This window comes from Tsuneonella deserti, assembly GCF_014644315.1.
Lineage (GTDB): Bacteria > Pseudomonadota > Alphaproteobacteria > Sphingomonadales > Sphingomonadaceae > Tsuneonella > Tsuneonella deserti.
In genome coordinates, this window is sequence record NZ_BMKL01000001.1 from 2,111,965 (window position 1) to 2,133,379 (window position 21,415).

Below are 21,415 nucleotides of genomic sequence, written 5' to 3' on the forward strand. Positions count from 1 at the left end.
CTCTTCGAGGGGAATTTTGAAATGGAAGATTTGACCGGGCTCGTGGCGGTGATGGCACCCTTCCTGATGGTCTTCGGGATCGTCTGGGTCAGGAGCCGCAGCAAGCTGGAGGAAAAGCGCCTTCACGCGACCGCGGAAAGCAGCGCCGAAAAGGCCGCCCAGTACGTCAGCCACGTGGCCGAGCTGGAGGACCGTGTGCGCGTCCTGGAGCGGATCGTGACCGACCGCGGCTACGACGTGGCGACCCAGATCGAGGCGCTGCGCGACCAGCGCCGGGTTGAGAGCTCTGACAACGGAGTGGCGATCGACAATATTCGGCGGGAGCGCGTGTGATGCCAGATGAAGTCGTCATGCTGATAACCTTCTGCCTGATCGCGGCCGTGCTGGTGACCGGGGCGCTGGTTTATGGCTGGGTTCACACGACCAAGCTCAAAATCCGTCACGGCTATCCGCTGCAGAGCATGTGGGGCCAGCCTCTCCGGCCCAGCACCACCGCCGAAGCGGAAGAGCGGGTCAGCTTGCTCACGCAGGAAAACGCCCAGCTCAAGGCTCAGGTCGGCTCGATGCGCGAACGGCTGGAAACGGTCGAACGGATCGTCACCGATGGCGGCTACCGTCTCACTCACGAGATCGAGCGGCTGCGGGACGGATCGGAGAAGGTGCAATGAGCCCCGGAACTGCCCTCGTCGCGATCATCGCCATCCTCGCGGTCATGATCATGCGGATCGTGAAGTACAACACCGACCGGCGATCTTCCCCGCCCGAGGCATTGCCGGACACTGCCGAGAACGTCGCGCTGCGCCGCGAAGTCGAGGACTTGCGCGAACGGGTCCGCGTGCTCGAGCGTATTGCGACGGACGCGAACACGACGACCGCGCTCGAAAGCCGCCGCGTGGCCGAAGAAATCGAAGCTCTGCGCGACACGCGCCAATCCTGAACATCACGGTGCAACAAGGACCTGGCAGATGGACCAACAGATTGTTCTTGCCGCCACATCGCTGACCGCCATCGCGATCGTCGCCTTCGCGACCCTGCGCGGGTGGCAGGGCTGGCTCGCACTCAAGGAGCACGAGCTCGAACGCGGTGTGAACCACCTCCGCGAACGGCACAGCGGGCCCGAAACGGGGAGCGCGCTCGGCGCCGCCCGGATCGAGATCAGCGACCTCAAGGAACGAATCCGCAAGCTCGAGGCCATCGCCAGCGGGGTCGATCTGTGAGCGCGGTCCGCAACGGTGCGGCGCAGGCCGGCATCGGACTTGGCAGCGCTATCGCGGTGGCCATCAGCTGGAGCTTGCATAAGTCGATCGTGTGGGCCGCGATCCAGGGATTCCTCGGCTGGTTCTATGTGATCTACTATGCCCTCACCCGCCCGGGAGGGTTGTCCGGCTGAACCCAGCCGGGACTAGGCCGCGCCCGCCCGCTCGGCTACGGCGCGCGCCATGCGCGACCTTGCCGACATCGCAGAGGAATACGATTTCCTCGATCCCGACGACCGTTACCGCCTGTTGATCGAGCTTGGCCGCGAGCTCGAGCCGATGCCCGATGCGCTGAAGACCGACGCCACCCTCGTACGGGGCTGCTCGGCCAGCGTGTGGGTCTATCCCACCGGGGATGCGGAGAAGCTCCATTTCCTCGCCGACAGCAACGCCGCGATCACCAAGGGAATCGTCGCGCTGGTGATCGCCGCCGTGCAGGACCGGTCCGCCGCTGAAGTGGCGGCGATGGATGTGGCGAAAGCGCTGGCGCCGTTCGATCTGAAGAACCAGCTCAGTTCGAACCGTACTCAGGGCGTTCCCAACATGATCGCGCTCGTCCAGGCGCATGCCGCGCGGCTGGCAGGCGAGTCGCCCGTTCGGCGCGCGTGAACCAATCGGGCAGGAGCGAGTTAACCCCCCGATAGCTGGGAGGGCACGCTGCCTCACGATTCATCCGAAGCGCATCTGCTGGAGCTGCTCGCGTGGCTCTCGCAGGAGAACTACGCCTTCCGCTCGGTCACTCCCGCGACCCACGCCAGGGTGGTCCGCAAGAGGCCGCCGGCAGCAAGCGTGCGCGACGTTCTGGGGTGGAGCATGCCCTTCCGGCCGGACGCCCTTCCCGCCGAATTGCTCGACCTGCTGCGCCGTGCCGATGCGCTCGAGTCTTGTTCCGAAGGTTTCCGCAGCAGGTTCCGTGTGTCCAGCCTTGGCCAACGGCTGTTCCTGCATTCGGCCTATCCCACCTCCAGCGAAGACGCCGTGTTCTTTGGACCTGACACCTATCGCTATGCCGCCCTCATCGAAAACGAACTGCCGGGCCTTGGCCCCAAACGGAGGATCGTCGATGTCGGCGCGGGCACCGGCGCGGGCGGGATTGTCGCAGCGAAGCTGTGTTCCGGCGCGCGCCTCACGCTCACCGACGTGAACCAGGCGGCTCTCCGCCTCGCGCGGATCAACGCCGCGTTCGCCGGGGTCGAGGCCGAACTGGTCGAAGGAGAGGGGCTGGACCGGGTTGACGGACCGATCGACCTCATCCTCGCCAACCCGCCCTATATCATGGACGAAAAAGGGCGCGCCTACCGCGATGGGGGCAACATGCATGGCGCGCGGTTATCGTTCGACTGGGCGCTGGAGGCAGCCCGCCGGCTCGCGCCCGGAGGCCACATGGTGCTCTACACCGGCGTCTCCATCATCGATGGCGAAGACGAACTGCGCGCCGCCCTCGCCCGCGACCTGCCCGGGCTCGGCTGCTCGCTGCGGTATCGCGAGCTCGACCCGGATGTCTTCGGAGAGGAGCTGGAAAAGCCGCCCTACCGGGACGTGGAGCGCATCGCCGCAGTCGCAGCGGTCATCACCAGGAACTGAAGGAAGAGCCGGATTGGGGGCCGGTCAGGCGTCGGCGCTGTCGCGCACCACCGCGATGCCCGCCTCGCGCTGGCGCCGAAGCTCGGCCTTGAGCCGCGCCGGATCGCGGGCGAGGACGAACCCGAAGCTTACACCGCCTTCCTTGCCGATCGTCGCGTGGTGAAGCTTGTGCGCCTGGACCAGCCGCTTGGCATAGCCGCGCCTGGGCACCCAGCGGAACCAGCGCTGGTGGACCAGCCCGTCGTGCACCAGCGTGTAGATCACCCCGTAGAGCAGCACCCCGAGCCCGATCCACGTGCCCGGCCACCAGGCATTCGTGCCCATCACCAGCGGGCTGCCGAGCGCGAACATCGATATGCTGATCGCCGCGCCGACCAGCGCATAGAGGTCGTTCTTCTCGAGTGCGCCATCGTGGGGCTCGTGATGGTCGCGGTGCCAGCCCCAGCCGAACCCGTGCATGACATATTTGTGGCTGGCCCAGACGACCAGCTCCATCCCGACCAGCGCGGCGAGGGTTATGGCAAAGGCAGCAATCGGCAACACCCGGTCGATATAGGCGATCATCGCACCGTCCGCGACGGTTTCTTGCCGCAAACCGTCAATTGCATTCGCGATCCGTTCATATTCGCAGCCCCATTCATGAACGCGAGGCCAGGCACCGGCCCCCAACAAAAAAGGAACTGCGACATGAATACCCGCGCCCGAATCATCCTTTCCGCCTTGCTCGGCAGCGCCGTGCTCGCCTCCGCCATGCCTGCGCAGGCGCAGGTCTATTCGCAGAACCATGACCGCTACGAACAGCGGCGGGACTACAACGATCGCTACGACCGTTATGACCGGTACGATCGCGGAGAGGCCAACGCCATTCGCGTGCAGATCGAGCAGCTCGAGCAGCGCGTCCGGCATCTCGACAACCGCGACCGCATTTCCGAGCGCGAGGCGGCCACCCTCCGCCGCGCGGCATCCGACTTGCGCTACCAGTATCGCAACTACGCCCGCGACGGCCTGTCGCGCGGAGAGTCGCGCATCCTTCGGGACCGCATCCAGCGCCTCCATCAGCGTGTCGCGTACGAACGCCGCGATAACGACGGCCGCCGCTGGTAAGGACCGACCGGTCAATCGAAGGCGCCCCGCTCAAGCGAGCGGCGGCGCCTTCGTCGCGTCAGCCCTGCTCGGCGGTCGGAAAGAAGAAGCGGGCGATTTCCTCGCCGATCCGCGCCGGCCGCAGGGTGCCTGCGTCGACGCAGCACCAGCTCGATCGCACTTCGGCCAGCACCTCTTCCCCGCGCTCGATGACCGTGTGGTAGAATGCGCGCGCGCCGTGGATCTTTTCGAGCACCGTGCGCGCGATGACGTCGTCTTCCAGGAAAGCAGGGCGCCGGTAAGTGATCTCGTGCTTCAGGGCGACCCACAGCCGCTCGGCCACCGCCTCGGCCGGGGCGAGCTTGTTCCAGTGGGCCAGTACCGCGTCCTGCACCCAGCCGAGATAGCGCGCGTTGTTCACGTGCCCCATGAAATCGATGTCCGCAGGCACGATGCGAATCGGGAAGCTGAAAGGGGCTGCTGACATGCGTGTAAGCTAGCTACGGCGAGCCCGTAATTCCATGCCTATCGCGACTCGTTCACCTTGCGGCGAGGTTTCGGCTAAACGCCCACCGCTACCGAGGACAAGATTTCCCATCTTGTCCGTGTTCCGTCCGCGGGCCTAGCCAACCGGCATGGCCAGCCGCCCGCGCACGCTCTACGAAAAGATCTGGGACGCCCACGTCGTCGAGACGCGGGAGGACGGTACCAGCCTGGTCTACATCGACCGTCACCTGGTGCACGAGGTGACAAGTCCGCAGGCTTTCGAGGCGCTCCGTATCGCCGGACGGACGGTGCGCCGCCCGGATCTGACGCTGGCGGTGCCCGATCACAACCTGCCGACCACCGCGCGGCGCGACGCTTCGGGCAATCGCCTTCCCATCGCCGATCCCGAAAGCGCTGCGCAGCTTGCCGCACTCGAACGCAACGCGCCCGAATTCGGCATCGCCTACATCGGGCCCACCGATGCGGCGCAGGGCATCGTCCACGTCGTGGGTCCCGAACAGGGCTTCTCGCTTCCGGGCGCGACCATCGTCTGCGGCGATAGCCATACTGCATCGCACGGGGGCATCGGCGCGCTGGCATTCGGCATCGGCACCAGCGAGGTCGAGCACGTGCTGGCGACCCAGACGCTGCTGCTGCAGCCGTCGAAGACGATGGAAGTGCGGGTCGAGGGAGAGCTCCCCGCAGGCGTGACCGCCAAGGACCTGATCCTGCATATCATCGGCCGCATCGGGACCGCCGGCGGGACCGGCCACGTCATGGAATATCGCGGCCCGGTGTTCGACGCGATGAGCGTCGAGGGAAGGCTGACAGTCTGCAATATGAGCATCGAGGCCGGCGCCCGCGCGGGCCTGATCGCGCCCGACGAAACGGTGTTCGCTTATCTCGAGGGGCGCCCCTTCGCCCCGCGCGGTGATGCCTGGGACCGCGCGGTCGCCTGGTGGCGCAGCCTGGGCACCGATCCCGGCGCGCGCTTCGACAAGTCGGTGGTGATCGACGCCCGCGAGATCGAGCCCACGGTCACCTGGGGGACCAGCCCGGAGGACGTCGCGCCCATCGGGGCGAGCGTGCCGCATCCCGACAGCTTCGCTGACCCCGGCAAGCGCGACGCGGTTCGCCGGAGCCTGGCCTACATGGGGCTGGAGCCGGGCCAGAAACTCGCTGAAGTGCCGATCGAGAACGTCTTCATCGGAAGCTGCACCAACAGCCGGATCGAGGACTTGCGCGCTGCCGCCCAGGTGCTTCGCGGCCGCCGCAAGGCCGAAGGCGTCAAATGGGCGATCGTCGTGCCCGGCTCGGGCCTGGTGAAGGCGCAGGCCGAGGCCGAGGGCCTCGACCAGGTATTCATCGAGGCCGGACTGGAATGGCGGGAACCCGGCTGCTCGGCGTGCCTCGCGATGAACCCGGACAAGGTCCCGCCGGGCGAACGCTGCGCCTCGACGAGCAACCGCAACTTCGTCGGGCGCCAGGGACCGGGCGCGCGCACCCACCTCCTGTCTCCCGCCATGGCCGCCGCTGCCGCCGTGACCGGCAAGTTGACCGACGTGCGCGAGCTGGTCGGCTGAGCGAACGCAAATCCGCATTCGCCCCGGTCGCGGAGCGGGACGCGCGGGTCCTGATCCTCGGCAGCCTGCCGGGCGAGGCCTCGCTCGCCGAGCGGCGTTACTACGCGCACCCGCGCAATCGCTTCTGGCATCTGGTGGGACACACAATCGGCCAGGATCTTGTCTCGCTCGCCTACGAGGCGCGGCTCGATGCGTTGAAGGTTGCCCGGATCGCCTTGTGGGATACGGTCGCTTCCGCGCGGCGCGAGGGCAGCCTCGACGCGGCGATCCGCGAGGCCGACCATGCGCCATTGGCCGAACTGGTCGCCACGTTGCCCGATTTGCGCGCGGTCGGCTTCAATGGTCGGACCAGCGCCGCCATCGGCCGGCCGCAGCTCGCCGCAAGCAGGCTTGCGCTGATCGACCTGCCGTCCTCCTCTCCCGCGTACGCGGCGATGCCACTGGCCGACAAAGAGCGGCTTTGGGCCCGTCTAGCCGATTTCCTCGCCTGACCCCTTGCGCCCCTATCCGCAGCGCCGCATGGATATATCCATGACCAGCAAGATTTCCGGCAAGGCCATCGCCGCGGGTGCGGCTATCGGCTCCGCCGCCATCGCCGCCGCGCTGCTCTATGCGAACAAGCGCAAGGAGCGCAAAACGCCCGATCAGCTTCCCTCCATTCCCTCCGGCGAGCCGCCGGAAACCGACTGATGGAGCCTTTGCGCGAGGTAGACGGCCGGGCGATCCCGTTCGGCGCCCGAAACGTCGATACCGACGTCATCATCCCCGCGCACTGGCTCAAGACCGTCACCCGCGATGGGCTTGGCCGCGGGGCGTTCGAGACCGTGCGGGCCGAGCCCGGCAACGTGTTCGACGATCCGCAGTTTGCCGGCGCCCCGATCCTGATCGCCGGCGACAACTTCGGCTGCGGATCGAGCCGCGAGCACGCGGCCTGGGCCCTGCGCGACATGGGCGTGCGCGCAGTCATTGCGCCCAGCTTTTCGGACATCTTCTCGGGCAACGCGTTCAAGAACGGCATCCTCACCGTGGCCCTGCCGCAGGAGCAGGTCGACAGGCTGATCGAAATCGCGCGGACCGACCCGATCGCCGTCGACCTTGAATCGCAGGTCGTCACGACGCCCTTCCAGGATCGCTTCGCGTTCGCGATCGATCCTTTTCGCAAGCAATGCCTGCTGGAAGGGCTCGACGAAGTCGGCCTGACGCTCGCGCGGGATACCGCGATCGCGAACTACGAAGGCCGCCAGGCACGCGAGATGCCGTGGCTGGCGCACGGAACCGACAAAGCTGCATGAAGGCTACGAACACATGAAAGCACTGCGCACTCACGCCGTTGGCGGACCGGAAACCCTTACCCTTGACGAGCTTCCTGATCCGGTGCCGGGCAAGGGCCAGGTGGTGGTCGCGGTAAAGGCCTGCGCGATCAACTTCCCCGACACGCTGATCATCCGCGATCTCTACCAGTTCAAGCCCGAGCGGCCGTTCGCGCCGGGCGGCGAGATCGCCGGCGTGGTCGAGGCGGTCGGCGAAGGCGTCGAGCGCTTCAAGGTGGGCGACCGGGTGTTCGGCGGCATCGGCAACGGCGGCCTGGTCGAGAAGATCGCCGTCGACGCGCAGCGCCTGTTCCCCGTGCCCGACGGGGTGCCGCTGGAAAAGGCCGCGTCGCTGATGATGACCTATGGCACCACGATCCACGGGCTGAAGGATCGCGGCCACATCAAGCCCGGGGATGTCATGCTCGTCCTCGGCGCGGCGGGCGGGGTCGGCCTATCGGCGGTCGAGCTCGGCAAGGCGTTCGGCGCACGCGTCATCGCGGCGGTTTCCAGCGAGGAGAAGGGCGAAGTCGCCCGGCGCGCCGGAGCCGACGAGGTGGTGATCTACCCGCGCGAGGCGATGGATAAGGACGCGTCGAAGGATCTCGCCAACCGCTTCAAGGCCGCGTGCGGGCCGAACGGTGCGAACATCGTCTACGACATCGTTGGAGGACAATATTCCGAACCCGCGCTGCGCGCCATCGCGTGGGAGGGCCGGTTCCTCGTGGTCGGCTTCCCGGCCGGCATCCCCAGGATGCCGCTCAACCTCACCCTGCTCAAGAGCTGCGACATCTGCGGCGTGTTCTGGGGCGCTTTCACCGCGCGCGAGCCGGAGAAGTTCCGCGCCCAGGCGGCCGAGTTGTTCGAGCTTCTCAAGGCCGGCAAGATTGATCCGTTGATCTCCGAGACTTTCCCGCTGGAACGCGGAGGAGAAGCGATCGCCAAGCTGGAAAACCGCGAGGCTGTGGGCAAGCTCGTCGTCACGATGGAGTAGCGCGGAGGCCGGGTGCGCGCCCGAGCGGTCTTGCCGCTCCCGCGCGCGCGCCCTATGCCTGCCCGCACACAGACTTCTTTCAAAGGGCAACCATGACCACTTTTGACGATCGCGAGCGCGGCGAGGAACGCAAGTTCGCGATGGACGAGGAAACCGCCTTCCGCATCGCGGCGCGGCGCAATCGGTTGCTCGGCCAGTGGGCCGCGCAAAAGATGGGCCTGACCCCTGAAGAAACCGATGCTTATGCAAAGGCGGTGGTCCAGGCCGACTTCGAGGAAGCCGGCGACGAGGACGTGATCCGCAAGGTCCTGGGCGATCTCACCGGCGCGGGTTGCGATGTCGACGAGGCGGAGGTCCGCGCGGCGCTCGACGAAAAATCGGTCGAGGCGCGCCGCCAGCTGATGAGCGAGAGCTGATCGCATGGCGATGGCGGCGGCCGAGATCGAGGCGCTGATCCGCGCGGCGCTGCCCGATGCGGTGGTGGAAATCCGCGATCTTGCCGGGGACGGAGACCACTACGCTGCGCATGTCGTCTCGCCTGCGTTCGCGGGACTGTCACGCGTTGCCCAGCACAAGCTGGTGTACGAGGCGCTTGGGGGCCGCATGGGCGGCGCCCTCCACGCCTTGCAACTGACAACCGCCGTTCCCAACTGAACAGCAAGTCAGCACCACCAGGAGGGTTCGCTCATGTCCGACGTCAACCAGCGCATCAGCGACATCGTCAAAGGTAACGACGTGGTCCTGTTCATGAAGGGAACGCCGCTGTTTCCGCAGTGCGGCTTCTCCAGCCGCGCGATCGCCATTCTCGACCATTGCGGCGCGAAGTACGAAACCGTGGACGTGCTGCAGGACATGGAGATCCGCCAGGGGATCAAGGGCTACAGCGACTGGCCGACCATCCCGCAGCTCTACGTCGGCGGCGAGTTCGTCGGCGGCAGCGACATCATGATGGAAATGTACGAGGCGGGCGAGCTGCAGCAGATGCTGGCCGACAAGGGCGTCACGCAGGAAGGCTGAACGCCCTCTCTCCCATTCTTGCGGCGCAAAGAAAAACCCGTCCGGCTGGGTAGGCCGGACGGGTTTCTTTTTTGGGTCTTGGGCCGATCGGGGAGGCGGAACCGGGAGACTGGGTTCCGCCTCGTTTGCAAAGACTGTTTGGGTGACGGTTATCTAGCACGTCTTGTGCCAATTCCTGTTTCAGCCGTCTTTCCAGCCACATCCATGGTTAACGCCGCGCGCACGCCGTGACAGGTGTAAATTTTTCCGACGCCGGCGCACGATACAATCGGTCTTGGCAAGCAACCCATCGCTCGCCAAAGTCCGGTCATGGATACATCCGACCAGCCCGCTTCGATCCCGGCCGCGACAGTCGTCGTCTTTCGCCGCGCACCCGATGGCGGCGCACCGCAGATCCTCATGGTCACCCGCGACCGCGCGATGAGCTTTGCCGGAGGCATGGCCGTGTTTCCGGGCGGCAGGGTCGATCCCGAAGACTACGCGCTGGCGGAGACTTTGGGCACCGCGTTCGACCTCGACGAAGCAGCTCACCGCATTGCCGCCGTGCGGGAGACGCTGGAGGAAACCGGCCTGGTCATCGGCATCGCCGAAGGCGCGACCGACGCCCACGCGCGCGAGGCCCGCGCGCTGCTGCTCGAGCAAGGGGCGCTTGCCCCGGTGCTCGAAGCAATGGGCTGGACGCTCGCTCTGGACGCGCTGGTCCCGTTCGCCCGCTGGCATCCCAAGAACGAGCGCCTGCCGCGGGTATTCGACACGCGCTTTTACCTCGCCGACCTCGGGACTGGCGCGGTCGAGCTCGAGATCGACGCGACCGAGAACACGCACCTGTTCTGGTCGGGCGCGGCCGAGGCGCTGGAAGCGGCCGAGCGGGGCGATCTTTCGGTCATCTACCCCACCCGCCGAAACCTGGAACGCCTGGCCCAGTTTGCCTCTTTCGAGGAAGCCCGCGCCCATGCCGAGGCGATCCCGGTCCGCACGATCACTCCCTGGATGGAGGAACGCGGCGGCGAGCGCTGGCTGGCGATCCCGGCCGACGCCGGCTACCCGGTCGATGGCGAACCGCTCACTTCGGCCCACCGCGCCTGACTGGCCGGCCCGCCGCGCTACGCGGACACCTCAATCGCGCGTCGGGGGCGAAAAGGCAGGTTGGCGCGCCCGGCAGGACTCGAACCTGCAACTCCAAGCTTAGAAGGCTCGTGCTCTATCCAGTTGAACTACGGGCGCGCGCTGCGCCGCGCATAGCGCGCTTTTCGCGAAGCTGAAATCGGGATAACCGCACGAAATGAGCGATCAAGTGACCCGCATCGAAGGCGAGGCCGCGGCCCCGCGCCATTTCCGCTACTACGACCTCGTGATGGCGGCGTTCGTCGCGATCCTGCTGCTGTCGAACATCATCGGCGCATCGAAGCCAAGCTACCTCGTCCTGCCCGGCGGGACCGAGTGGTCGTTTGGCGCGGGCGTGTTGTTCTTCCCGATCAGCTACATCATCGGCGACGTGCTGACCGAAGTGTACGGATATGCCCGCGCGCGGCGGGTCATCTGGGCCGGGTTCGCGGCGCTCGCGTTCATGGCTTTCATGGCCTTCGTGGTTGTCTCCCTGCCACCCGCCAAGGGGTGGCCCGGGCAGGCATCCTACGAGTTCGTGTTCGGCAATTCGTGGCGCATCGTGGCCGCTTCCATGATCGCCTTCTGGGTCGGGGAGTTCGCCAACAGCTTCGTCCTTGCCCGGATGAAGGTATGGACCGGCGGGAGGCTGCTGTGGACCCGCACGATCGGCTCCACGATCGTCGGCCAGGGGCTCGATAGCCTGATCTTCTATCCGCTGGCCTTCTATGGCCTCGCCGGCTGGCCGCCCGAACAGTTGATGCAGGTCGTCCTCTCGCAGTGGGCGATCAAGACGGCCTGGGAAGCGGCGCTGACGCCGGTCACCTACGTTGTGGTGGGCGCTCTCAAGCGGCGCGAGGGCGTGGAGGTGTTCGATGAGGGCACCGATTTCTCGCCCTTCGGACGGTCTGGCCGGTAGCGCGCAAAGGAAAAGGGCCAGACCTCGCGGTCCGGCCCTTCCTCCCCCTCCAACCGGTCAAGCGATCAGAAGCTCACCCCGGCCGCGATGCCGTAGCGCCGCGGTTCGAGCGTGAAGATGTTCGTGTAGTTGCCCGAAGAAGCATCGGTCACATACAGGCCCGTTACCGAGTCTGAATCGAAGATGTTCTGCACGAAGGCGCGTACGAACCACTTGTCGTCCGGTCCGTTCAACTGGATCTGCGCGTTTGCCTGAGTAAACGGCGCAATCCGGTTGACGCTGCCGTTGAAGACGTTGCCGTACTGCGTGCCCGTCATCGAGACGTCGAACCGCGGGACCAGCGTCATCGAGTTCATGAACTCGTAGGTGTACTGGACACCTAGCGAAGCCTTGAACTCGGGAGCCTGGGGCAACTTGTTGCCCTTCAGGTTTACCTCGACGCCCGGGCTGAGAACGTCGATGCCCGCGGGGGCAAACGCTTCGAGCTGTTCGCAGATGCTGAACGCCCCGGTCGATGCAATTCCCGAGTTGTCCGGGAACGCCGTGGGCGCCCGCAGACCGATCAGCGAGTTGAAGTACGCCACGAAGCCGTTGGTAGCGGCCTTCGACGGACCGGTCACCGCGCACAGCGCGCCGTTCGTGATGTCCTTGATGATCACCGCGTTCGGATCGCCGCCGCCCGGATCGCGCGGATTGGCGAAGAACTGGTCACCGGCAACCTCGGCATTGAGGTAGCTCAGACCCATGTTGATCAGCCAGTTATCCGAAGGCCGGATGATCGATTCCAGCTCGACGCCCCAGATGTTGGCATCGATCGTGTCGTTGACAGAGGTCCGGGCGATGATGCGGCTGAGCTGCAGGCTCGAATACTTATAGTAGAATCCGGTCAGGTTGACCTGCAGCCTTCCGTTCAGGAACGTGTTCTTCGAACCGATCTCGAACGCGTCGATCTTTTCCGGCCCGAAGCTGTCGGGCACCGCGAAGATCGGCGAGAGCGGGGGGTTGATGCCGCCGGACTTGTAGCCCCGCGAGTACGAGGCGTAGAGCAGGTTGTTCGGCGTCATCTGGAAGTCGAGCACAGCCCGCCCGGTAACCTTGTCGAACCCTACGTTCCTGATCGAGTAATCCTGCAGGCCCGGGGTGCCCGGGTCGGCGTCATATGGATCGCCCAAGGTCACGTTCGGATAATAAGGACTGGAGAAGGGATCTCCATCGTTGCTGTAGGGGTTGAAGAAAGCCGCCAAGGTAGTGCGGGCTTTGATGTACTTCTTGTCGTTGTTGTACCGCAGACCTGCGGTGAGCTTGAGACGATCGGAGATGTCGAAATAAACTTCACCGAAGATACCGTAGCTCTTCAGCGTGAACGACGGTGAGTTATTACGGTAGAACGAAGTGGCAAAATAGCCCGGCGGCAGGTTGTTCGCCGGGTCGGCGTCAAGCACCGATCCGAGGCCGGTGAACGACCCCAGCAGACCGGTGACGTAATCGATCCCGAAGGCGTTGACGTAATAGTCGACATCCTTTGCCTTCGAATTGGCATAGATGGCGCCGACGAGGAAATTGAGCGGTCCGTCGAAGTCGCTCGAGAGGATGGCTTCAGCAGACCATGAAGTGCCCTTGCCATTCGAACGGTCGAATGCGCCCGGCGTGTCCCCGCAGATCGAATATCCCTCGAACGCACCAAGATTGTCAGCTCGCGTATCCGAAGTGCACAGCTGGCCGGCAGGCCCATTGGGAATGATTCCGGCCGCGAGTGGTGCGAAGTACGACGCGATGGCAGGACCAACGAGGTTCGGGTTCGCGAACACACTCAACTGGTTGAGCGCGCCCTGCAGGACGCTGCGATTCTGGATCCCGAGATAATAATCTTCGCGCGAATCGACCTCGGTCTCCTGGTACATGCCTGTCAGCGACAGGTTCATGTTACCGAAGCCCTGGTCCAGGTGCGCCTGCAGCTGGAGTTCGTCGGCGAAGTATTCCGGCGTGAACTGCGTTCCCACGCGGCGGACATCCTTCGGCTCGACATAACCCGAAAATGCGTCCGGTCCGTAGAGGCTGCTCGCGCCGAAGCCTGCCGCGCTGGGGCCAATGAAGATATTCAGGAATTCTTGCGACCCGAGGGTGCCCACGAACGTCGAATTGAAGTTCGTTTTCTCGAAGTTGCGGGTCGCATTGAGGCATCCCAGGACGCCGGTGGGATCGCGCTGGCACAGCTGCTTCTGAATGCGCATGCGGTTATCGCGTTCATGGAAGTAATAGCCCATCAGATCGAGGGTCGTGGTGGGCGTCGGCTCCCAACGGATCGAACCGCGGACCGCGTACATGTCGCGGTCGTCGATCCGGGTGTTGTTGAAGGTATTGAATGTGTAGCCGTCGCGGTTGAGGTAGAAGCCGGCCACCCGCACGCCCAGCGTCTCGCCGATCGGCAGGTTGATCATGGCCTTCGCCTTGATCGAATTGTAGTTGCCGTATTCGGCTTCGCCCTTGGCGTGGAAACCGGTGAGGTCGGGCTTCGCGGTAACGATATTGACCACGCCCGCGGTCGCGTTGCGGCCGAACAGGGTGCCTTGCGGTCCGCGCAGCACCTCGATCCGTTCAAGGTCAAAGTACTCGGTTTCGAACAGACGGGTCCCGAAGACGGGCGAGCCGTTGACGTGAATTGCCGTGGCCGAGTCGCACGTAGTGCCCACGCACAAGTCGCCGATGCCGCGAATGGTGAAGCTGGCAGCGGTGAAGTTGCCCTTCGTGAAAGACACGTTCGGCAGGGTGAGCTGAAGGTCGGAAGCGTTGTCGATCTGCTGCGCTTCGAGGGCTTCCTCGCTGAAGGCGCTGACCGCGATCGGGACGTTCTGCAGCGCTTCCGCGCGACGCTGCGCGGTGACGACGATGACGTTGCCGCTCTCGACGGGGCCAGGCCGCTCGGTCTGATCCGGCGGACTTTCGGGCGACGTGTCCTGCGCCTGGACTGGGAATGCGACCACGGTCGCGCAGATGCCCGCAAGCAGGGCGGCCTTAACCCTCATAAGTCCTCTCCTCGATCGGGCCGTCTGTAATCGCGGCCTCTATCGAGAGCGAAGCTAATGCAATTTCCGGTATGCTGGCAATAGGCAGCATTGCAGTATGCCACCGCCCGCTACCACGAAACTTTCTTGCCCTACGGCCTGGAACCGCGGGCGGGGCGTTTACGCTACGGAAATCGTTGCGAGGAATTGGGGGTGGCGCGAATGCAACAGGGGTGACGCAATCGCCCCGTCAGTCGATGAGCGTCTCGCTCGGGGCGATGGCGGTGATCCCGCGCCTTCCCTCGCCATCGCGGCCAAGCTGGACGACCACGTCGATCACGCTCGCAGCATAGGCGATGGTGTCGTGCCGGGAGAGGCCGATGCCGGTCTGCATGACCATGAGCGCAAGCTGGTCCAGCGCGCCGCGCAGGCTGTTCGCATGGATGGTCGAGAAACTCCCCGGATGGCCGGTGTTGATGGCGCGCAGGAAGCTCACGCTTTCGGCCCCGCGCAGTTCGCCCAGCACGATCCGGTCGGGCCGCAGGCGCAGCGCTGCCTGGAGAAGCTCGTTGGGGGTCACCTTGGCCTCGCCCAGCTCGCCCTTCACCGCGACCAGGCCGACGCCGTTCTCGCCTGGCAGTTTCAGTTCGGGAGTATCCTCCACCAGGATGACGCGCTCGTGGCCGGGGATTTCCCCCAGCATGGCATTGAGGAAAGTCGTCTTGCCGGTGCTGGTGCCGCCCGAGATCAGGATCGTCTTGCGCTGCCGGATGGTCTCGCGAAGGTAGGCGATCGGCTCCGCCTGCGGATCCGGCAGATCGGGCGAAGCGGCGCTGGCAAGGGGCCCCGCGTCGTAGGCATCGAGCGGCAGGTCGAGCCGCCGGTGGCGGCGGATCGCCATCGCCCAGTGCTTGCGCGCCGCCGGCGGGCCGCAGAACTGAACTCGCGCGCCGTCTGGCAACGTGGCGCCGAGCAGCGGATGCTCGCGGTTGATGCCCTGGTGGCTGACCCGCGCCACCTGCTCGGCCAGCCGCTGGACGAGCCGGTCGTCGATCCCCGGCGCGGCGATGCGCTGCATCCCCGGCTCGGCAGCGTCCTCGATCCACACCTCCCCCGGTCGGTTGACGATGATCTCGGTCACCGTGTCGCGCGCCAGCCACTCCTCGAACGGAGCGAGATAGGCATCGAGATAGACGCTGCGCTCGCCCGTGCCGGCCTGCGGCAGGGGATGCACCTCCGCTGTCACCTCACTTGACCGCGGAGACTTGGCTGAAATCGAGGTCGCGCGCGGTGAACACGCGGATCGGTTCGCCCTGGCGCACGCGCACCGTTGGCCCGATCTGCCCGTCCTGCTGGAGCGCCGTGCTCGCCGCGCTCGCCCCGCCGCCCAGGACGACCGAAGCGCCGCCGGTCGCCAGGCCGCCGATCACCGACAGCAGCATCGCCGAACCGAAACGCTTGAAGAAGTGCGTGTTGACGCTGCCCGCCAGTCCCGTCGTCCCGTCGAAACCGACTGCCGGCGAGGCGATGTTGACCGAGGCGCCATCCGGGCGGATCAGCCGCGTCCAGATGACGTAGGCGCGCTTCTGGCCGCCCTGCAGGCCCGACTGGTACTGCCCGATCAGGCGACTCGAGCGCGGCACCAGCACGCGCGTGCCATCGAAGCTGCGCACGTCCTGGCTCACGACGGCCCGCACGAAGCCCGGGACGTCGGTGTTGATCGCGGTTTCGAGCACGGCGGGGATCAGCGTGCCCTGGGTCACCGTGGTCTGCGGATTGACCATAGCTTTTGCCTGCGCCGTGCCGCCGCCGACTCCGCCCACACGGCTGGCGAAATCACCCGCGTTGGCGGTGACGGCCTCTCCCGGCGCGACCACGCCCTCCCCAGCCGGCTGGGCGAGATTGCCCGCGTCGAACACCACGGTCGGGTTGGCGTAGGGATTGGCCGCCGGCATCGGCTGGCTTCCCGGCATCATCGACAGCACCGGCTGCGGCGCGGGGTCGCTGCGCGGCATCCCGGCGGGCTGCGGCTGAGCGACCGGCGGCACAACCGTCACCGCCTGGGCGGGTACGGCGACCGGCTGCACAATCGCCGGCCGCTGGTCCGCGGTGTCCTCGGTCTTGCCGGTCCGCGCCGCGTTCATCGACCACAGAGTAACCGCGCCAAGCAGGCCGATAACGGCCACGCCGGCCGCCAGTCCGAGACCATCGGACCTGCCCTTGCGCTGGGTGACCGCCGGAAAGGCATTGCGGCTGGCGAGATCGATGATTTCGGCCGTCTCGCCTTCGCGCGGATCGATGTCGTTGGCGACCGGGGCGCCGGCGTTTTTCGCGGGCAGGCGCATGGCTAGGCGCATCTCTACTTCTCCCCGAATGGCTGGCTGTCGCTGCGCGCAAGCGCTGCCGCCGGCATTTGCTTGACCGGTCCGCCGTTGGTCAATGTCGCAACGTCCTTTCCGGAACGCAGCACGATTTCGCGCGGCACCCCGTCCACCACGATGACATCCCCGCGCACGGTGAAGTTGACCGGCCCTTCGGTGCCAGCCGTGTCCTTGATAAGGATCGCCGGCACCGGGCTGCCCGCCGGCCACGCGAGGAAGGTGGCGGTCCCGTCGTCATAGGTGCGCGCGGGCAGGAGCTTGCGGTCGCCCTTCCCCGCCCATGCGAAATTGAGCGCAGCCGGATCGGTCACCGCCTCGGGTTCCGAAGCGGCAGCGATTTCCTCGGCGGTGGCCGCGCCGGCGGCCGCCACCTGGGGCTTGGGCTCGTCCGGATAATTGAAGCGCAGCACGTAGAGCGGCCGGGCGCTGGCGCTCGCGACCAGGTCGAACAGGTATGTGCGCCGGTCCGTCACCACCGTCATGTTGGTGGCCGCAGTGGGGGCCAGCGGCTTCACGAACAGCAGGTTGGCGCGCTTGTTCGGCGTCACCTGCCACGCTTGGGAATCGCCGATCGCGACGTTCTCGATGTGCTCGTCCTCGGCGAACTCGATGGTCGCCTGGACCTTTGTCCTCCCCTCGATCCGGACGACCTTTCCGGGATCGTAGAACTTCTCGACGATGCGCGCGTCGTCGGCGAAAGCCGGCACGGCCAGTGTGGGGGCTGCAAGCGCTAGGACAGACAGCGCGGGGATCAGCGCACGGCTCATTTCACTTTCTCCGAAAGACGCGGCGCGGGGGTGCGGAACCGGCTGCCAATGCCCCGCGCGCGTGAGGCGGTGGAGGGCGCGAGCGGCGTTGCCTGTAGGCCGGCACCCGTCACCTCGCGCGAGATCACGCGGGTGTCCCGGCCGCCCGCGCCAACCGCGCCGGCATCGTTGGCCGGGGGCGCGACTGCAAAAGATGACACCGGGATGCGGCGCTCTTGCGCGGCGGCCGGCGGGGCGGCGGCCACCTGGCCGACGGGGACGACACTGGCCGGTGCAGCAGCGAAGCCCGGAACGTTCCGCTCCCACTTCTCCGGCGCGAGGCCGAACACCCGCCAGCCACCGACCATCGTCGCGGAAACCTTCAGGACCATGACCATCAGCGCCATGTGCACCGCGCCCACAAGGAAGAACGCCATCGCCGCCTGCGGATCGACCTGGCCCGGCATCTGCGTGAGCGCAGCCAGAATCGGCACCGCGAGTTCCAGCATCACGCTACCGCCAATTACTGCGAACAACGGCACCAGCGCCAGCATGACGAGCCCTTTGAGCCAGCCGGTAAACAGGCCGCGAGTGCCCGGGAACAGGGCCATGACCACGAACACGGGACCGATCGCCACCAGCACGGCGAGCGCAATGCGCGCGGTCACGAGTACGCCTACCGTCCCCAGCAGCAGCAACATGGCACCCAGCCACATCATCCCTTCGGGCGAGAAGGCCGAAATGTCCTTGCCCGCCCCCTGGCCGGAACCGGTCTGCTGGCTTGCCTGCTGGAGCGCCTGGAACACCACGTCGATCTTCTGCGCGAATACCTGGGTGGCGGATTCGCGCGTGCCCGTGACGATCCCCGCGATCCAGTCGGGGCCGCCGACGGCGAGGTTCCACACCATCGTGCTGTAGGCAATCCAGCTGGTGACGAAGGTCAGCACCAACCCGATCGTCATCATCCGCGGAGTGACCGAGCGCACGCTCAGGCTGGCGCGGCCAAGCATCAGGTTGACCGCGAACCAGCCGACCACCAGCGTCAGCAGGATGGTCAGCGATGTCACCAGCGCGCCCCCGGGAGCGAACAGGCGCGCGAACGCCGAGGTCATCGTTTCGCCGGCAACGCAGTCGACCGCCTGCAGCGCGGCAGCCACGCCGTTGCCGACGGACTGCGCGACCTGGTCGCAGGCCGCGCTCATTCGGCCGCGAGCCGGAAGGGCTCGTCGCCGCTTCCGCCATCCTCGATAGCCGGGCCGCCCGGCCAGGCGTGGCCGGTGATTGCCGGGAACCAGTCGGCCGGATTGTCGCCCACCGCTTCGCGCAGCAGGTCGAGCCGACGCACGGTGCTTTCGCGGCCCGACAGCACGCTGAGCACTTCGGGCGCGCCGGACAGGTCGAGCCGGACCACCACGCTTGCGTCCGGCTGGCGGATCAGGAACGCGCGGCTGTGCGCGGGGAGCGAGCGGATCAGCGCCAGCTCGTGACCGCTGAGGCCGAACCCGTCGCAATAATCCTCTGCCCGCGCCCGGGCGTTGGGCATGAAGATCATCGTCGCGGTCTGCTCGACCAGCGCGGTGGCGATGCGGCTTTCGAGCGCATCGCGCGCCGACTGGGTGGCGAAGCCGACCAGCGCGTTGCGCTTGCGCAGGGTCTTGAGCCAGTCGCGGATGCGGGCGGCGAACACCTCGTCGTCGAGCGCCTTCCAGCCCTCGTCGATCAGGATCATCGTCGGCTTGCCGTCGAGCCGCTCCTCGATCCGGTGGAACAGGTACATCATCGTCGGCGTGCGCAGCCGCGGGTTCTCGAGCAGCGCGGTCATGTCGAAGCCGAGCACCCGCGCGCCGAGATCGAGCCGGTCCTCGGCATTGTCGAACAGCCAGGAATGCTCGCCGCCCGAAATCCACGCCGAGAGGCGGTCGGCAAGGTCACCCGGCTGCGGCCGCCGCGCGCCCGACAGCAGCTCGCGGAAATGCTTGAGGCGGCGCAGCGAAGCGTCGTTGGCGTAGGCCGCATCGACCGCCCCGGCGATCGTCGCCAGCTCCTCCGGCCCTTCGGCCTTGAGCAGCACCCCGAGCCAGTCGCGCAGGAACGCCCGGTTGGTCGCGGTATCGGGCAGCGCGAGCGGGTTGAAACCGGTCGGCAAGCCGCTGGCGATCCGGTCGTATCGCCCGCCGATGCCGCGGATGAACAGCTCCGCGCCGCGGTCCTTGTCGAACAGGATGGTGCGCGGGGAAAATTTCTGAGCCTGCGCGGCGAGGAAGTTCATCACCACCGTCTTGCCCGAACCCGACGGCCCGATGACGGTGAAGTTGCCGAGATCGCCCGAATGGAAGTTGAAGAAGAACGGGGTGCTGCTGGTGGTCTGCAGCAGCGTGACCGCCTCGCCCCAGTGGTTGCCCTCGGCCTGGCCGAGCGCCATGCCGTGCAAGGATCCGAAGCTCGCCATGTTGGCGCTCGAGATCATCGCGCGGCGAGCGATATAGGCCTCGTTGCCGGGGAACTGGCCCCAGAACGCGGGTTCCAGGTTGGTGTCCTCGCGCACCACGATCGCGCCGGTATCGGCCAGCGCCGCGGCACAGGCGGCGGTGGCTTCGTCGAGCGCGGGCAAGGTCTTCTCACGCACCAGCACGGTCAGGTGATGATCGCCGAAGCCAACCGCGCCATTGCCCAGCGCATCGCGCGCGGCGAGCATGTCCATCCGCTCGGCCATCGCCTCCTCGTCGGCCGATTTCAGCCGCCGGATGGCAAGGTCCATCCGCTCGCGCGCGGTGGTGCGTTCGGACGGGGCGTAGCTCTCCGACACGATCATTTCGAACGGCTGGCGCAGCAGTCCGTCGAGCAGGCCGGGGCTGGTCGCCTCGGGATAGTCCTTGAGGCTGAGGATCGCCGCGAAGTCGGGCTCGCCGCTGCCGCGCAGCTCCATCGCATCGAGCCCGAAGCTGGCGCGGCGATAGGGCAGCATCTGGCCGATGTCGGTTTCATGCGCCGGCCGCCGCACGGGACGCATCTCGCCGTTGTAGAGCGCGCTCAGCAGCTCCAGGATCTCGTTGTTGGTGCCCCCGCTCGGCCCCTGGTAATCGTCGAGCAGCGCAGCGTTGTAGGCTTGCAGCGAAGCGACGAGGCCGGTCGCGGCGGCTTTCAGCGCGCGAATGTCCTTCGGGTCGGCCTCGACCTCGCGTTGACCCTTCCGGCTCCACATCTTGCTCGCCTTTTCGGCGAGGCCCGCCTTGCCCCGCGCGGGGCGGCGGATGAGGGTGACGAACTGGTCGTTGACGAACAGCGATCCGCTGCCAAGCCGCTCCTTCCAGCGCCGGTCGATATGCGCGCTGAGCGGATCGGGGAATTGCGCCTCGAGCTCGATCTCGACGCGCCGCCGGATGACGTGGTGGTACAGCACGAACCGCGCGTCGAGCGTCGAGCGCAACATCACCTCGCGCGTCGCCGCGTGATGGTTGAGCGCGTCCGAATCCTCGGTCTCGAACAGCAGGCCGGGCACCTGCAGCGCGGTCATCACGCTGCCATCGCGCAGCAGCACGGTGCTGCCATCGATCAGGCGGGCATAGGGCAGGCGGTCGCCGGCGCGGGCTTCCTTCGCGCTCCAGGCGGCGGCTCCGATCCACTTGCTCATGGCCGTTCGTCCAAAGTGCGACCCATTGCCATCATGCCGCGTAGCTGTTGCAGTTCCAGCGCTTCCAGTTGGGCACGCGCGGGCATTTGCTGACCTTGGTCAGCCACAGGTCGAAGATGCGCGGTTCGCGCAGGCAGGCGAAGTAGCCGATCGCGTGCAGAACGATGGGCACGGGCACGATCCAGAAGCTCTTGGTCATCAGGAACAGTTCGGACGACACGAACAGCCAGACGATGATGAAATAGTTGAGCGTGACCCCGGCGAACATCTGCGGCCTGGTCAGCGCGCGGTGAACGGGATGACGCACAAGCTCCACCGC

27 protein-coding genes and 1 tRNA gene are annotated in these 21,415 nt (G+C 66.4%); 18 read left to right on the forward strand and 10 right to left on the reverse strand.

Translation table 11 applies throughout. The features are described 5' to 3' along the window. Positions 1-21 precede the first annotated feature (21 nt). The 7 genes from IEW58_RS10370 to IEW58_RS10400 all read left to right on the forward strand — a co-directional run bounded on the left by IEW58_RS10370 (position 22) and on the right by IEW58_RS10400 (position 2,840). Entirely contained in the window at positions 22-333 is a 312-nt protein-coding gene (locus IEW58_RS10370) for a hypothetical protein (RefSeq protein ID WP_188645050.1), read from the forward strand. Beyond that, positions 333-668: a hypothetical protein gene (locus IEW58_RS10375; RefSeq protein WP_188645051.1), complete on the forward strand. Its 336-nt coding sequence runs from the start codon at positions 333-335 to the stop codon at positions 666-668. The genes IEW58_RS10370 and IEW58_RS10375 overlap by 1 nt, the downstream gene beginning before the upstream one ends. Further along, positions 665-937, forward strand: coding sequence for a hypothetical protein (locus IEW58_RS10380; protein ID WP_188645052.1), 273 nt, complete (start codon positions 665-667; stop codon positions 935-937). Before IEW58_RS10375 ends, IEW58_RS10380 begins: the two co-directional genes overlap by 4 nt. Before the next feature lie 28 nt (positions 938-965). Beyond that, positions 966-1,217: a hypothetical protein gene (locus IEW58_RS10385; protein ID WP_188645053.1), complete on the forward strand. Its 252-nt coding sequence runs from the start codon at positions 966-968 to the stop codon at positions 1,215-1,217. Then, on the forward strand, positions 1,214-1,390 hold the full coding sequence (locus IEW58_RS10390; protein WP_188645054.1) for a hypothetical protein: 177 nt from the start codon (positions 1,214-1,216) through the stop codon (positions 1,388-1,390). Before IEW58_RS10385 ends, IEW58_RS10390 begins: the two co-directional genes overlap by 4 nt. Positions 1,391-1,439: 49 nt before the next feature. Next, positions 1,440-1,865: a SufE family protein gene (locus IEW58_RS10395; protein ID WP_188645055.1), complete on the forward strand. Its 426-nt coding sequence runs from the start codon at positions 1,440-1,442 to the stop codon at positions 1,863-1,865. A 180-nt stretch (positions 1,866-2,045) separates the two neighbouring features. Beyond that, complete coding sequence (locus IEW58_RS10400) at positions 2,046-2,840, forward strand: N5-glutamine methyltransferase family protein (RefSeq protein WP_229658541.1); 795 nt, start codon at positions 2,046-2,048, stop codon at positions 2,838-2,840. Between the two features lie 24 nt (positions 2,841-2,864). Here IEW58_RS10400 and IEW58_RS10405 read toward each other — a convergent pair whose 3' ends face one another. Beyond that, complete coding sequence (locus IEW58_RS10405; RefSeq protein WP_188645056.1) at positions 2,865-3,404, reverse strand: sterol desaturase family protein; 540 nt, start codon at positions 3,402-3,404, stop codon at positions 2,865-2,867. A 123-nt stretch (positions 3,405-3,527) separates the two neighbouring features. Between IEW58_RS10405 and IEW58_RS10410 the strand changes: the two genes are divergently transcribed. Next, positions 3,528-3,944 carry a hypothetical protein gene (locus IEW58_RS10410; protein ID WP_188645057.1) on the forward strand — a complete coding sequence of 139 codons (417 nt, stop codon included), beginning with the start codon at positions 3,528-3,530 and terminating at the stop codon, positions 3,942-3,944. Between the two features lie 58 nt (positions 3,945-4,002). Here IEW58_RS10410 and IEW58_RS10415 read toward each other — a convergent pair whose 3' ends face one another. After that, entirely contained in the window at positions 4,003-4,410 is a 408-nt protein-coding gene (locus IEW58_RS10415) for an acyl-CoA thioesterase (RefSeq protein WP_188645058.1), read from the reverse strand. 148 nt (positions 4,411-4,558) lie between these two features. On the opposite strand from IEW58_RS10415, the gene leuC reads away from it, so the two are divergent. The 9 genes from leuC to IEW58_RS10460 all read left to right on the forward strand — a co-directional run bounded on the left by leuC (position 4,559) and on the right by IEW58_RS10460 (position 10,399). After that, positions 4,559-5,992, forward strand: coding sequence for a 3-isopropylmalate dehydratase large subunit (leuC, locus tag IEW58_RS10420; RefSeq protein ID WP_188645059.1), 1,434 nt, complete (start codon positions 4,559-4,561; stop codon positions 5,990-5,992). Then, positions 5,989-6,483, forward strand: coding sequence for a DNA-deoxyinosine glycosylase (locus tag IEW58_RS10425; protein WP_188645769.1), 495 nt, complete (start codon positions 5,989-5,991; stop codon positions 6,481-6,483). The genes leuC and IEW58_RS10425 overlap by 4 nt, the downstream gene beginning before the upstream one ends. 40 nt (positions 6,484-6,523) lie before the next feature. Next, the gene (locus IEW58_RS10430; RefSeq protein WP_188645060.1) at positions 6,524-6,682 is read left to right on the forward strand and encodes an isopropylmalate isomerase; all 159 of its coding nucleotides are present in this window, start codon (positions 6,524-6,526) and stop codon (positions 6,680-6,682) included. After that, on the forward strand, positions 6,682-7,284 hold the full coding sequence (leuD, locus tag IEW58_RS10435; protein ID WP_188645061.1) for a 3-isopropylmalate dehydratase small subunit: 603 nt from the start codon (positions 6,682-6,684) through the stop codon (positions 7,282-7,284). Before IEW58_RS10430 ends, leuD begins: the two co-directional genes overlap by 1 nt. 13 nt (positions 7,285-7,297) lie before the next feature. Beyond that, entirely contained in the window at positions 7,298-8,296 is a 999-nt protein-coding gene (locus IEW58_RS10440; protein ID WP_188645062.1) for an NADPH:quinone oxidoreductase family protein, read from the forward strand. A gap of 92 nt (positions 8,297-8,388) precedes the next feature. Continuing rightward, positions 8,389-8,712: a DUF1476 domain-containing protein gene (locus tag IEW58_RS10445; RefSeq protein WP_188645063.1), complete on the forward strand. Its 324-nt coding sequence runs from the start codon at positions 8,389-8,391 to the stop codon at positions 8,710-8,712. A 4-nt stretch (positions 8,713-8,716) separates the two neighbouring features. Next, on the forward strand, positions 8,717-8,950 hold the full coding sequence (locus IEW58_RS10450) for a BolA/IbaG family iron-sulfur metabolism protein (protein ID WP_188645064.1): 234 nt from the start codon (positions 8,717-8,719) through the stop codon (positions 8,948-8,950). A gap of 33 nt (positions 8,951-8,983) precedes the next feature. Further along, complete coding sequence (grxD, locus tag IEW58_RS10455) at positions 8,984-9,313, forward strand: Grx4 family monothiol glutaredoxin (protein WP_188645065.1); 330 nt, start codon at positions 8,984-8,986, stop codon at positions 9,311-9,313. Between the two features lie 309 nt (positions 9,314-9,622). Further along, entirely contained in the window at positions 9,623-10,399 is a 777-nt protein-coding gene (locus tag IEW58_RS10460) for an NUDIX domain-containing protein (RefSeq protein ID WP_188645066.1), read from the forward strand. 61 nt (positions 10,400-10,460) lie between these two features. Here IEW58_RS10460 and IEW58_RS10465 read toward each other — a convergent pair. Beyond that, a tRNA-Arg gene (locus IEW58_RS10465) sits at positions 10,461-10,537 on the reverse strand. Positions 10,538-10,595: 58 nt separating this feature from the next. Here IEW58_RS10465 and IEW58_RS10470 point away from each other — a divergent pair. After that, a complete protein-coding gene (locus IEW58_RS10470; RefSeq protein ID WP_188645067.1) occupies positions 10,596-11,336 on the forward strand; it encodes a queuosine precursor transporter in 741 nt (246 codons plus the stop codon). Positions 11,337-11,401: 65 nt separating this feature from the next. Here IEW58_RS10470 and IEW58_RS10475 read toward each other — a convergent pair whose 3' ends face one another. The 7 genes from IEW58_RS10475 to IEW58_RS10505 form a co-directional block, all read right to left on the reverse strand. Continuing rightward, positions 11,402-14,359 carry a TonB-dependent receptor gene (locus IEW58_RS10475; protein WP_188645068.1) on the reverse strand — a complete coding sequence of 986 codons (2,958 nt, stop codon included), beginning with the start codon at positions 14,357-14,359 and terminating at the stop codon, positions 11,402-11,404. 229 nt (positions 14,360-14,588) lie between these two features. Further along, entirely contained in the window at positions 14,589-15,584 is a 996-nt protein-coding gene (gene virB11 / locus IEW58_RS10480; protein ID WP_188645069.1) for a P-type DNA transfer ATPase VirB11, read from the reverse strand. A 1-nt stretch (position 15,585) separates the two neighbouring features. Beyond that, positions 15,586-16,695 carry a TrbI/VirB10 family protein gene (locus IEW58_RS10485; protein ID WP_229658542.1) on the reverse strand — a complete coding sequence of 370 codons (1,110 nt, stop codon included), beginning with the start codon at positions 16,693-16,695 and terminating at the stop codon, positions 15,586-15,588. Positions 16,696-16,697: 2 nt separating this feature from the next. After that, positions 16,698-17,486: a TrbG/VirB9 family P-type conjugative transfer protein gene (locus tag IEW58_RS10490; protein WP_188645070.1), complete on the reverse strand. Its 789-nt coding sequence runs from the start codon at positions 17,484-17,486 to the stop codon at positions 16,698-16,700. Further along, entirely contained in the window at positions 17,483-18,667 is a 1,185-nt protein-coding gene (locus IEW58_RS10495) for a TrbL/VirB6 family protein (RefSeq protein ID WP_188645071.1), read from the reverse strand. Before IEW58_RS10495 ends, IEW58_RS10490 begins: the two co-directional genes overlap by 4 nt. Next, positions 18,664-21,096: a VirB4 family type IV secretion/conjugal transfer ATPase gene (locus IEW58_RS10500; RefSeq protein WP_188645072.1), complete on the reverse strand. Its 2,433-nt coding sequence runs from the start codon at positions 21,094-21,096 to the stop codon at positions 18,664-18,666. Before IEW58_RS10500 ends, IEW58_RS10495 begins: the two co-directional genes overlap by 4 nt. 31 nt (positions 21,097-21,127) lie before the next feature. Beyond that, positions 21,128-21,412 (reverse strand): VirB3 family type IV secretion system protein, encoded by a 285-nt coding sequence (locus tag IEW58_RS10505; protein ID WP_188645073.1) that lies wholly within the window; start codon positions 21,410-21,412, stop codon positions 21,128-21,130. Positions 21,413-21,415 lie beyond the last annotated feature (3 nt).